Here is a 13,458-nt window from a genome sequence, read left to right as displayed (position 1 = left end):
ATGCAGCATCCTAGATTTCCTGAAGTAGCTTGATTAACAATTGCTTTACTTCTTGTGTCGGTACATCTTTGCCCGCATATTTCAACATGTTTTTAACATTTGCATAGAGGGTTTGGGACTTCTTTGAAAGTAGTACGTTTTGATCAACGATCCATTCAGACGCCGCAGCAACTTCATCACCTGCATGAAGCAGCTGCCACTCATATTTAATCTGACTAAGGAAGAGATCCTGAGTTGCATCGGACCATTCCGTTCGAGCAACACCGACAAGATGTTCCGCCAATCGATCGATCAGCCCTGACTCTTCTCCTGTTTCCGCTAACGTAAGTAGCTTACTCTTCTTGCCAATCGCCTCGTTGCGGAGTTTCCTTAGAGCCTCGAACACATGTGTAAGCGTCTCTTGACCTGTCAGGTCGAGAACTTTTCGTTCAAGGTCAGCTTCGTTCCATACTAGAAACTTTTCAAGCTCTCTCCTTGCCCCTGTTAGGAGATCGCCGTTTAAAGCCAATTCCTTCATGTGATAATATGGGTCGATTTCTGCAGCACGGATGCTGTCCCGAATTCGCTCAGTTATCGTTGATACCTGCCGAGTAATCTGTGAAAACTTAGGCAACTGGCGAAGCCAATGTAGCAAAGCATCCCGAACATGCAGGAAGCTCACACATGCCTGGGCAGAAAGATCAAAATGCTGTCCCAGCTCCTCGAGCTGGTTTCTTTCTTCTATTGTCCAGTTGTAATAGCGATATTCATATAAATCGGACAAGTCAATCAATTCAAGAACCGAGGCTCCGTTTAAATGGGTGGTCAGCATATCATGTGAGTAAAAGAGGAGCTGATCCCAACGTTCTCTTAATAGCGAAACGAATAGCAGGGGTACTACAGCCGAGCGAATACCGTAAGGCGGAGCCTCCATCATGCTGATGAGATTGGACAATTTCCCAATAGGCTGATCGTCCAGCCGTCTTTCCAGTTCCCCTTTAATTGCTGCAAGCGTGCCACCGCATTCAACCCTGCCCTCCGTATCCAACTTGTAGCCATTATTTTTAAGTACACTCGCATAAATCAAATAGTTAGGGCCGTATCCCGTTATGCCGAGACTGGGCGCCCCAGGCTGCTGGATTACGCGATCAATGACGTCTATGAGTGCTCTCCTCTGAATGGCAGAAATGCGATTTCTGTTAAAGGCCTCATTCCTAATAAGCGGTGTTTCATGGTATTTATTCCTTAACCGCTTGGTCACCAATCGTTCAAGTCCCAGCAAATCCTTGACTATGACCCGTTCCGTTCCCGACCACCATTCCAGTTCATCGAAGACGAAATATCGATCTATGAATAATTTAATTCTCACACTCGTTTCCTGAAGCATATACAACAGCTCGTTTTTCACTCTCACATCTAGCGCCAGGAATGCCGGATCGTGCAGCAATTCATCAATGATTTTGTAGTACAGAAGACTGGTATACACACTTTCGGCAGTGAATTTAGGAAAGGCTACAAGGAAGGGATTAGCCATCTCAATTGCCGTAGCGATCGGTTCCTCCATCTGATCCTCGCCTGAATAGACCACGAGCCAGATTCGGTCGTCTGCCGTTAATAGCGATTCATCAAAAGATTTCAATTCAGAAACATCTGTAAATCGAACATCCGCATAGCGAATCATGTCCATGTCGTCATTGTACTCGTACGGTAAGACATAAGACATGGGCAAGTGCCGCTCCAGTAGCGCCATGTGCTCTCTCCCTTGGAGGGAGGTCGTCGTGATTTTCTCCGCTACAACAGCATTCAGATCGATTGAGCTGCCGTCAAATAGTTCCCAATGATCGCGAATGGAATTATACCGAACAATCTTAGCCTTAGACAGCTGTTCCAACGCTGCTCCCGCTTCATCCTTGGCGATACCTAGCGAAAATGCAAGGAATGCCAATGTTGCCGGTTGTTTCTGAGTAAGTAGAGTAGCTGCCCATAAAGCCAACAACTCGACAATTCGCCGTTGTAACGGAAGCTGGCCATCAAGATATGGTGCAATCGTATGATACAATTGCAGGCTCGGTTGGTCCCCATACTCAGCAAGAGTGATGCTAAAGAAATCGAATAACTGATCCGCATAATAGTATCCGCGACGCTGATGAACATGATCACGCACGCTGTATCGCTCGTTGTCGGATAAGAAAGAGAATAAGGTACGCTCGTTCTGCCCAAATATATTTGATAAGTGGGGTAGCAGCATCACAGCGACGGGATGAAGCGGGTATAAGGATTGGATGATTCCATGTTCGAGCTGGTAAGAAGTAAACTCGGCGAATAATGGATAACTCTGAAGCACCTCCAATGTTTCAAGCTCAACCACATTGTTGAGAGATAAAGCATTGGTCTCCGCGATCGCTTCTTGAGCGAGCCGAAGAAAGGTAGCGCCATCAGTCTCAAGACTGTAAAATCGAAACCGCTTCTCCACCTTCTCAAACTCTGTGCGAATCGACTCCCGGCTATTGGCTGCATATTGTCTGATATGTTTATGGCCTACTACCAACAAATGCATATTAGGAGTCCGGTTTACGAATTCTGCAAAGTCCTGCAAGTCTTGCATGCTCTGAAGTGCATCCGCCCCGCAAAGCGACTGTAGGAATCGGCCAAATTCATCGTATACGATAAACAAGCCTGTCTCTCTTTCCATAAGTTCGGCAGAAAGTCGCTCAAGATTTTCCACAAAATACATCTCATATTCAATTGTCCAAGGCGTACCCGAAGTAACCGTCGGATAGAAGGCAATAAAGTCCCGAATCGGCTCCTCAAGACAGTTTTCGATTTGCAAACGCCAATCCTCTTCTTGGCAGCTCCGCTGCTCCAAATGGCTCAGAAATGCTATGTAGGTGTCCGGATACGAACCTTTCCAGCGATCGACCGTACTTAATATAGAGCTTGCTTCGTTCGGAGTTACAATTGAAATATCCGCCTGTTGCAAGGCGCGAAAGATTGCTTGATTAATGATTGTACGTAAGCTACCTGTCCTGCCGTTGATCATAACTGGTACATAAGTCATCGCTGTATTCCCGAAGTCGCGCAACAGACTAGCTAACTTCGTGTCAATCCTCTCTGACTGAGCGAGAAGACGTTCTTGCCATTCCCCTGAGAATCGTTTAGATAGCAACTGGCACACAATCGTCGAGAGAAGCGACTTACCTGTTCCGTATGGACCGATTAATAAGTGGGCATGTGTTGTGTCCTGAGTAACACCCTCAAGAATCCCATGAAATACTTCGCAATGCGAAGAAGACAATACGTATCGATCCAGCAGTTGCGAATTAGGTAGGTCGAATTGCAGATTAATACTTGAGCGGAATCCTTGCATTAATAAGCCGCCTTCCGTTCGTACGCCTTCCGCAAGAAGGCGTACGCGTCTTCCACATCTATATTTAGGCTGTAAATTTGATTAGTACGAACAAACGAGACTGGATAGTGAGGGTTGGCATGAAGCAACTCTAAGGCTTCTAGTATATGATTTGAAGACAGATGGAATAGCTTTCCCCATAACGTCGGCTTCACTTGGATTTCTTCCAATGTCACACTATCTACTTGATATTGGTGACAATAGTCGAGCAATCCGAAATAAAGCGCATCTAGGTCAATTTGTTGGAGTCCCGGACTGTGCTTCACAAACTTTTCCTTCGTATCATAGAGCAGGCCCAGCCCGGACAAAGGGCTCGCTACAACATCCTCGGGGTCGTCTTCGTATCTAATGTGCGAGGTATACATCAGCTTAAGGCAATCCAAATCCCGTTTCAGGGTATTGGCCGATATAGATCGGTTGTGGTGCTGCATTACCCATACATTCAACGCCGCAAGCAAATCCTCATTGGTGCTGGAGCGATGGCCATACTCATTAAAATACCAGTACCAGGTTGTCGCTTGATCTTTATTCGAAGCGAGCAAATAATGTAACACAGCGGAAGTTAAAGACAGCCTAATAAAGCGATCATAGTGAGAGACTAATGTCCCAAATTCAGTCAACCGATGAATCGGCTTTTGATGATCATCCTTGCCTTCTTTCATCACGGTCGTTGCCAAAACCCAATACCTCAAGGACTTCGCCATGTTTCTGCCAAGTCCAATTTTCTCGAAGCCAAATTCATCATAGAAAAACTGCGGGTCATCTTTCAGCATTTTTATAGCTTTGGAAAGCCAGTTCACCCGCAAGTAAAAGCTTTGATGATGTCCGAATTTCATAACGCGAGTTCATCCTTTCAAGCGGTGTTACAGCTCTTCGTTCTTATTGAAATATTGCAGCAATGCTCGCTTTACACGAGGCGTTAAATAGGGGCTCTTAGCTCTGACCGTCTCCGGCGAATCCAATTTCACTAGGAAATCCCCTTTGCCGCCTAGCTTCTCTGCACCATCCTCATTAATAATGATCTTGGAGGCATGGTGATCGGCTGCCTTGAGTGCCAATCGGGCCGGCAGGTTGTTGCGAATGTTCGTGGGAACGATATCCGCCTTCGGATTCTGCGTACAGATGAGCAAATGGATACCCGCTGCACGTGCTTTCGCCCCAAGTCGCAGGATGGCATTCTCTACACGTCCGCTTAAGCTCTTCTCCCGCTCCATAAAATCTGCGAACTCGTCAAACACCATGACTATCCTCGGCATAGCAATACCTGTTACCTCAACATATTCATCAATGCTCGATACGCTTTCACGCGCTAGCATAAGGTATCGCTGCTCCATATCCTCTACTAGTTGCTCCAACGCTCGAATAGCTTCTTCTATTTCTGTTATCACTTGTTTCGTGTGGCTGCGATTTTCATAGGTTAGGAATTCGACCTTCTTCGGATCGATGAACATGAATTGAACCTCTGACGGATCATACATACACATCATCGCAAGAATAATAGAGTTAATAGTCACACTCTTACCGCTTCCCGTAGTTCCACCAATTAGGAGATGCGGCGTATTTGGACTCGAGAAGTCCATGACGATCAGTTCTCGTAGCTGTCCGACTCCAATCGGCGCGATCAGTTTCCCTTTCAGACGACTTGGAGGGTACAACTCTCTCGTCTGCTTCATAAAATTTTCAAAGTAAACGATCTCTGGCGTATCTCTATTGATATCAATATTGATTCTTCCATTGCGCAAGGCAATGAGAGGAATGGATGATAACTGCAGCCATAAATAGATATCTTCAGCCTTCTTCTCAATGCTGCTGTAGGATTTGTCATTGGGTATTTCCACGATCATGCGGATAACGCTGACTCCTACGAATGATTCCACGATTTTGATCGATATGCCGATTTGATTAAAGCCGAAGCGCAATTTTCTTTGGTAGTTTTCCACCAAAGGCATCACGTCCTCCAATAAAGGATTCTCCATCAGTGGATCTCCCGATAATGCTATTTGTTCCGGATAGGCAACAGAAGAAGCCGGAGATGAACGTTCTAGCGTCAATGCACTAGCTTGGGCAGGATTATCAGCTTGCGCGGTATCGTCCTCCCGACCTACCGCCACGAGAAACAGACTATTCGCCTCCAAACCTACCGCCTTTTCCGTATCATTTTCTTTAATTGGTTCTTCAGCCACAAGCTCCCGTACCTGCTCTTGTCCAATCTTATCGTTGACGAATACTTCTAGATTCTGAAGCTCTTCATACTCAGGGATGGCACTCTCCTGAGCTGCACCTAACGCCCTTAAGATATATGAACGATTGTATATATGATTCGTAAAATCATTATTCAGAAGCTCTGTTTGATACCCGTCCATATGACCTTCCATCACGCTGAGTTCGAGAAGATTCGAAGTGTACACGAACGTGTCAATCGAGCCGGATAGTGCAACATCGATATGATTGATAGGAATGCCTTGCAATTCTTTCAACAGCAAAGCGTCTTCCACTGAGTACGTGCCGTATTCAAGCAAGTAATAAATAAGCTCTTTTCGCCATAATTCAGCACTTGCCGGATGTTCATTGAACATGAACCTACTGCGATACAGCTCAAGACCCGCTTTCACTTGCTTAATAGCGTCATATCTTTCTGTCTCGAAAATCGTGTGTGAAATAAACTTCAGCTCTACTAATTCGAACTGAATGCTTATCCGGCTCTCATTGCGTCTAATGGAAGTTCGTACGAGATCCGGTCTGCGAACCGAGCCTTGAAACCAGGGAAGCTCGTCACAGACAGACCAAATAACAAGCTCCCCGTCTAGAGCCAATCTTGCTTCCGTCGACAAATACATCGCCATTAGCTCATGCGCAAATTTTCCAGGTCCGATAGCTCGAAGTACGACGCCTCCGGAAATCTCCTTTACCCGCTCGGTCGCCTTTACAATCGTTTGTTTATCGATATTACCGTTCTGTAGCAGCTTCACATATTTCTGATGCAATCTATCATAATAAGCATGATCGTCCTGTTCGTTGGCCAGTTTTCTAATATATTTCGAAGAGGACAGAAGCGTTCGGAAATCTTTATTCTTGCCTACTCGTGACTTATACTTGATAATTTGCGCTTTGGAAGACACCTGCCGCAGCAATGATTTATCCAAATGTCGATCAATGAAGAGCGACCAATTGAATTTATCGTGCATGTAGTCAATCAGCTTAGCATCCGAATGATGCGTTATCGAGATGACAGTGCGCAGCAAATAATGTTCATCAGAAGAAATAGCCTCGCTGCTGTGCAGGACATATTGCATCCGATAGAAAAATTGCATAAGCTTGGGCAGCTTCTCGCTAATTAAACTGACCCTCTTAATCGCATCGTCCTTCTTCAACGGCTCTCGATAAATCGTGTCGAACCAATTGTCAGAATCCTTCACGTGCACTTTTTCCAACTTATACTGGATATGAGTCGTTTGACCGAAATAATTGACCAGTATACCAAGATCTGCATCCAACAACGAATGGGATACACTTTGCATCATGGCGTTTATCTGTTTCTCAGCAACAACTTGGATTTCTACCCTTGGAAAGCTGAAATATCGTTCGGAGTACTGCTCCTCCTGATTGATCCAGCCGTTCAAATATTCATGAATGGCCGCGCCCTTCGTCTCGCTATGAATGATTGCCTTCACCTTGCGAACATCTGTATGCTTAAATATTTGATCGATGGCACTTGTAACATATTCCGCATGTGGGCAGTACAGAAACACGATATCCAAACAATCCCGGGCGTAAGGATATACATCGAGGTACGTTTTAACCGTGTACAGAAATTCCCCGGCAAACGTATCGACAAACTGCTCTTCCCCGCTGCTCTTGCCATTCAGGACGAAAGTGCCTTCCCCCATCCGTTCTTGCTGTTCAATCAAATACTGATCAGGAACGCCATCTATTGCGAAATAATGCGGCGAGAGGTGTGCCGTTTCTTCCTGAAGCTGCTGTAAATAAGCGCCCATCTCATCTACTGCATTTGCAGATGCCTGCTGTTGATCGATCCAATTTTGTAATTCCGTCTTTATGTGCACAATCCGCTTAGTATAGCTAAGCAACCGAAGCGGATTCAGCAAGGTTAAGATACGATCCTGTACGTAACCGACAGGCTCATATATTTTGCAATCATATCGGTCAATGGCTCCCAGGCAGCTAATATACTGAAGTATATGCTTGGATATAAGTGCCGATTGGTGCGCATGCTGCAGCACAATCTCCAATCTGGCTTCAAGCTGGTAAACATCCAAACTGCACAACCCTTGATGTAGCGCACCTAGCAATTCCTCTGTATAGTAATCCACGAATTCGCAAAATATATCTACCGCAACCTTGACACCTTCATCATTAACCGCTACATATCCGCTAACATTATCCTTAACTGTTTCAATCACATCTATCAGCTTCATATCGGATCCAAAGTACTCCTGCACATAAGGTACACGACCTGTGTCATGCACATGACTAATCATTCCTGATAATGATCCCGAAAAAGCCCTTACAAGCTTGAACCTTTTCTTATCAATTTCCTTTCCTTCCACATACATGTGCAACTGCAACGATATATCGCTTTCCTTTGCTTTCTCGCTAGACATAATCAGTGTCGATGCGTTGAAACATATACGCCCTGTTAATTGCTCCAAATGGAGGAGATGGAATTGCAAAGCTGCATGCATTTGCTCGCTTACCTGGGCATCCATAATGCGAAGCTCAAATTCGACACTAGTCATCAAGTAATCGTCCGAATACTCCTCGAGCAACAGAATGCACTCCCGCAGTAATGCTTCGCTTAGCTCGGTGTACTCCGGCAGCTGCCGGAGCCGAATGATCGTCCGCTCAAGATCTTTGCGCAGCTTTGGAGCTCCTTGCAATTCGAAAGAAAGCTCATCAATGAACTCTTGTATTTTATCCGGGTTACGGTTCTCATCGATCGCTTCCAGCGCTTCCGACAGCAATTTATTCTTATCTTGAGACCATTCGTCTTGATCTTCAATCGTCATCTTAAATTCGTTGACTCTTTCATTCAATTTCGGCTTACCTACCTTAAAGAGCAGCGCAGTGACGACATGGTCATACTCATACTGAAACAGCTCAGTCGACTGATTATGAATGAAATCGAGCGCTTGCTGCCGGAAAACATCTGGTTTAACCCGTTCCCATAGCTCATGCCCATCCTGATCTCCAGCTCCCTTTCCGATAAACTCGAAGAGGTTTTCAATGAAATCATCCTTTTTGGATGCTTTACCTTCCTTCTCAAGACGCGACAGCTGATAATTACGCTTCAATCGTGTCAATCCATCGCTGTTATTGAAGGAAAGCTTGCTATCACGAAACAGCAGAAGCTGATCCAGATTTCGCTGAATTTTATCAACCATCGAAAGCTCGGGATCGTCAATAATAGCTGCCAGAAAAGCTAAAATGTTGCGCAACTGCGGTTCTGATATCCGGTTGTACATGCCAAGGAACACTTGAAGAGTCTTCAGTTCATCTCCGTAGCATTTGTAAGTTTCAGCGAATAACTGGTACAAGACTTCCAAGCCTTCGGCACTCAAGAGACGCGCCTCATCAATTGTAAAAATATTCTCGAGACTTTGCGCTTCAGGTGAATCATTGTTCATGAAAATCAACAACGCACTACCTGAGGAAGTATTATTGCGTAGCCAAGTACTCGTCTCATACTGTTGGCACTGATAAGCTTCAAATCCATTCACCTTCGACAAAGTTCGGATGATCGGTTCAAAGTAGGTCGCTAGTTCAACTTCCACCTTTTGAAATGCATGCAAAACATCTGCCCAGGCCGTGTCGTCTATGCCTACAATTTTCGTAAATAGCTTGTCGCCATTGGCTTTCTTCTGATTGCTGAAGTAACGAAGCACGAGATTTACGACCCACTGACCTAGTAATTGTCGTCCCGAGCTATGCATAACTAACCTCCGCAGTGCTGGCATAAGGATTTTGAATCATTGCAGTTGCATCCGAGAATTCGATGAGCAACCCATTGTGCCTTAACTTATCGCGTAGCGCCTTCTCATTGTCTTGGAAATAACGGACATTTAATCTAGACTGCTCGTACAGGCCGGATTCCTTCGCCTGGCTCACTCCTATTACGATGCCATATTCCCGAAACAGCACGTCTAGAAATTCGTTATATTCCATCTTCTCTTTAGGCTTAACCTTCGTGAATACGAGCATTTGTAGAAAGGAATCGGAGATAGTATAACGGTAATTCGAAGCCGATCCGCGACGATAAGTGGCGAATCCACCATCCCTCGATAGGACACGCGTGATATTCAATTGATTCTTCTTCAGTTGATCAGACACCGCCTCACGTACGATATCCTTTAGCTTGCCTGATACATCATCAGCATTATTGCATCTAAGCAACATCGTCTCGATGATTCCTTTTCGACTACGCAATTGGCTTAAACCCATCTTCTCGAAGAAAATTTCTGGATCAGCTTTCCATAAGGGCAATTGCTGTTCAATATGGTCGGAACTGCCAAGCGACTCTTGAACCTTTTGCTCGAACTCATGCTCGAATTTCTGTTTAATCAAATTCTCATGTTGCTCAAAGCTCGATGCGGCTTGTTGAGTAATAGGCTTGTTGATCCCGTCAAGACAATCGAAGAAATAGGTAAATTGGCTGGGTACGATAAGCGCTCGTTCGTGCATATACCGGGCCAATTGAAAGCAAATTAATGATGTAAGTAGATGGAACATTTCATAAATATCTAGATCGATTAGTAGCAGTCTTTCGAGTTCGTCCGCAAAACCTTCAAACAACTGTTCATTATCTTGTGGAGCAGATGGAGGCAATGCGGGCACATTCTCATCCTGAGAAGAAGAACGAAGCTTACAGGTCCGATCCTGATAAGGCTCTTTCTCTTCGAATGCAGACGAAATCTTGTCCACGACTTTCTCGATAATTTTATTCTTCGTTAGCAACTGCTGAAAACGGTTCTCTATAAATTTACGACGATTGATGTGTTTATCCGTTCCGTGTCCAAGCATAAGGAAATAAAGCTCTCCACCACGGGCAAAAAAATTGCGTTCGAAGGAAAGATCTTTGCCCTTCTTTCGGAGCTCCACATACAGCAACGATTCATGCAGTGGGTAAAGTGACCTGGCGAACCAAGAGCGGTCTGCTTCTTTGCCGGTTGTATTATACAAGACGACTTCCAAGTTTTTCAAAAATTGCTTAAGCACATGAACGTTGTTCTCTTGAACGGCCTGCACGAGCTTCTGTTTTTCTTCTTCTTTAAGAACTAGAATATCATTCGATCCGCTACCTTCTTTGACTCCCTCGAATATGAATTTACGAAGGCCAACCGATCTCTTACGATGATAATATTCATGACTTAAAGAATAGCTAGCACCGAACAGTACGTTTAGAAATTCCAATACATACTCCGGACCCCGCTGTCCTTCTTTGAACCGATGCCCCCAGATATGCGCAGACAACTGCGACGTAAATCTGTCCAGCTTATTCGAGGCTTCTATAGTAGCCATGTCGCAGTACCTCCGTTATTAAATGTCAATTTCGCAGCGGGTATATACACCCTTGTTAGGTTCAATCGCGAACACTTGCAAGCTAAATTCATCTAGCTCACTGCGATTAATCAAGTCATTTCTGAACGTGCTTAACAAGATATCTACCTCTTGCCTAAGTGTAATGAAAAGCCCTCCGCGAGAAAGCCGAAGTAAATATTCGAATACCGGAAGTTTTACTTCCAACTTCGTTTCTTGGTTTACTGTTATGTATAGCTTAGATGGTAAATAATCAATATCCGAACGTTCCTCATCAGTGGCCAACTTGACCTGACTAGCCGAGAATGTCTCATGAATAAGCAGGTTTTCATTTACGACGAATAGTTGACTTTCCGCTCGATCGATTAACTTCTTAGAGAAAGCATGATTTAATCCTTGAATGAGTTCTTTGCGAGTGGAAGCAAGCGCTTGTTTGTTTGTTAAACTATCTGTAAATTGGAAAAAATATAAATAAGGAACCAACTTTTTTCGTATATGCTGCTCTTGTTCATCTGACTCGAAAAAATATTTACGTCTGAATTTAGGCATCTGCTCTAATATCACTTTAAAATCCATATTTGGATCATGTGTACGATATTTCTCAATTAACTTACGATAATAACCGAATAGCAAATCGATTTCTTCATCAAATAGCGCCGAGTGCCTGCTTTCAATATGACTCTCTCCACTTATGTCCCCATTCAGCAGAAAATCATCAATTGTTGAAATAGATAATTGACCCGGGTCTAACCGTCTGAACTGTCGAATGGCCCCTAGTTCAGCAGAACCAGCATCCGACAGGTGAATTCCATAAAAGTTGTCATAATACGCACGCTTAGCGTGGTCTTCTATGTCTAGATAATGTGCTTCTAGCACCTTCTCACAGGTTAAACCGCCTGTCAGTACATAGCTGATGTGAATGAGAATTTCACGCATCGTTATATGAATTCCCATGCAATCCAGAAGTCGGTATTGCTCGATAAGATTGTTCCTTATGGACTCTTGTGATACTCTGCGATGATTCAAGTGAATCATACAACTGTTCACCTTACTGCATGAGTCACAAGCTGCCCAATTTTTTTCTTTATTCCACTCTTCCATAATGCGGCCAGCGTAGATAGAAGATGTAACATCTTGCAAGTTCACCAAGTGGAACTGCTCGTCATTCCTGCTGTGACTAAGAAAGCGCACCTCCACTTGTTCCGATAGAGGCTTCAATGAGGCATTCTGAGCAAGGAATTTCGTTAATTTCCCTTCATTGGCGGCAATTAAGTAATAAATGTGATCTGAATGACCATTAATAACTTGATCCTGAAGACGTGCCAGTTCTTCATAAATGACCGTTTCCGTTAGCTCCGATAGATCCTTCACAATACGAATCTTTCCGTTGCTGAATGGTGCCTCTACAATTCCGCTTTTTGGCCATTGATGCAACGACTGTCCTGTTATTTCCTCGTAGATCGTTCTGCACAATCGTGTCTTGCCATCTCCCGCATTCCCGGTCATGATGACGCTTCGAGGCGCTTCGACAAATAGTGTCATTAGAAACTGCTCAATCTTCGTGTCGATAGAAAATCGGTATTGATCTGAGTGCTGAGTGTACTCGTCATATATTTTGGCGTGATTTGGGGAAAGAACATTAAATTGATCCAAATACTGAATGAAAGAATTCATCTTATCCTCCTGATTCGAGCACTCTAGCCCCAATGCCATGAAGCCATGGTCAATAATTCCATATCCCCCATATTATCATCATTATCCCATTGGTACAATTGAACTATCAAAAGAGTGTCAAATTTGACAACCTTTCGACATTTTAGGTATTTAGACTTGTTATTCGACTTTCTCGGGATTCAATAACCTATTCAATAACCTTGGACTTGCTTCCAAGAATGCTTGGATCTTATAGCTCTCTTCAGGTCCATCTTGGTACAGACCTAATCAAGAAAGACGGAATGCCACATTTAAAAATGCAGAGTAGATTTTACATAGTACAAGAAGAGGCTAGGTTACTTTTGATACGCACCTTACCTCCTCTCTACTGAGTCTAAAGTCTACTCAGCACGTAAAATAATCGGAGATTCCATAATAATGCCTGTGTCAAAATTTTCTTTAAGAATAACGCAGCAAATAATTTGTTCGACTACACCGAGTTTGGTAATCCATCCGAAATAGAGACTTGATCGGATGAATTAGCATGCAGGGGTAGGTTAAACAGTGAAAGCAAAAATCCACAACCTCGTGCGTGCGGTTGTGGATTTATATGGTGGAGGAGAGGGGAGTCGAACTCTAGTCCCTGACCCTCCGACCTACTCTAATTTATGTTGTCGAAATCTCGAGAAGCCTTATCCTCTAAGGCTTCTCGAGATTTCGATTGTTAGTACATATCATTCCGCATTACTGTAAATCATTCTATTTATTGTGTTTGTCTACATCTTGTCTACAAAAAACGGACAGGAGTTTGATACAATATGCCCTATTGTTAGATAGTATTCTTTCGTTCATAACATTAGATGTAC

General features: G+C 44.0%; 5 protein-coding genes. All 5 read right to left on the bottom strand.

The annotated features are described in order from the left end of the window. Window positions 1–10: 10 nt before the first annotated feature. Genes KCTCHS21_RS02815 through KCTCHS21_RS02795 form a run of 5 tightly spaced genes read right to left on the bottom strand, consistent with a single transcriptional unit; the run spans window position 11 to window position 12,613 of the window. Window positions 11–3,346, bottom strand: coding sequence for a DUF6079 family protein (locus tag KCTCHS21_RS02815; protein ID WP_130605023.1), 3,336 nt, complete (start codon window positions 3,344–3,346; stop codon window positions 11–13). Then, window positions 3,346–4,221 carry a DUF4007 family protein gene (locus KCTCHS21_RS02810; protein WP_130605022.1) on the bottom strand — a complete coding sequence of 292 codons (876 nt, stop codon included), beginning with the start codon at window positions 4,219–4,221 and terminating at the stop codon, window positions 3,346–3,348. The genes KCTCHS21_RS02815 and KCTCHS21_RS02810 overlap by 1 nt, the downstream gene beginning before the upstream one ends. Window positions 4,222–4,248: 27 nt before the next feature. Beyond that, complete coding sequence (locus KCTCHS21_RS02805; RefSeq protein WP_162309251.1) at window positions 4,249–9,336, bottom strand: FtsK/SpoIIIE domain-containing protein; 5,088 nt, start codon at window positions 9,334–9,336, stop codon at window positions 4,249–4,251. After that, window positions 9,329–10,921 (bottom strand): methylation-associated defense system protein MAD7 family protein, encoded by a 1,593-nt coding sequence (locus KCTCHS21_RS02800; protein ID WP_130605020.1) that lies wholly within the window; start codon window positions 10,919–10,921, stop codon window positions 9,329–9,331. The genes KCTCHS21_RS02805 and KCTCHS21_RS02800 overlap by 8 nt, the downstream gene beginning before the upstream one ends. An 18-nt stretch (window positions 10,922–10,939) precedes the next feature. Further along, window positions 10,940–12,613, bottom strand: a complete 1,674-nt coding sequence (locus KCTCHS21_RS02795; protein ID WP_130605019.1) for a hypothetical protein — start codon at window positions 12,611–12,613, stop codon at window positions 10,940–10,942. Window positions 12,614–13,458 lie beyond the last annotated feature (845 nt).

The organism is Cohnella abietis (assembly GCF_004295585.1).
Taxonomy (GTDB): Bacteria; Bacillota; Bacilli; order Paenibacillales; family Paenibacillaceae; genus Cohnella; species Cohnella abietis.
This window is presented reverse-complemented; position numbering and strand designations above follow the sequence as displayed.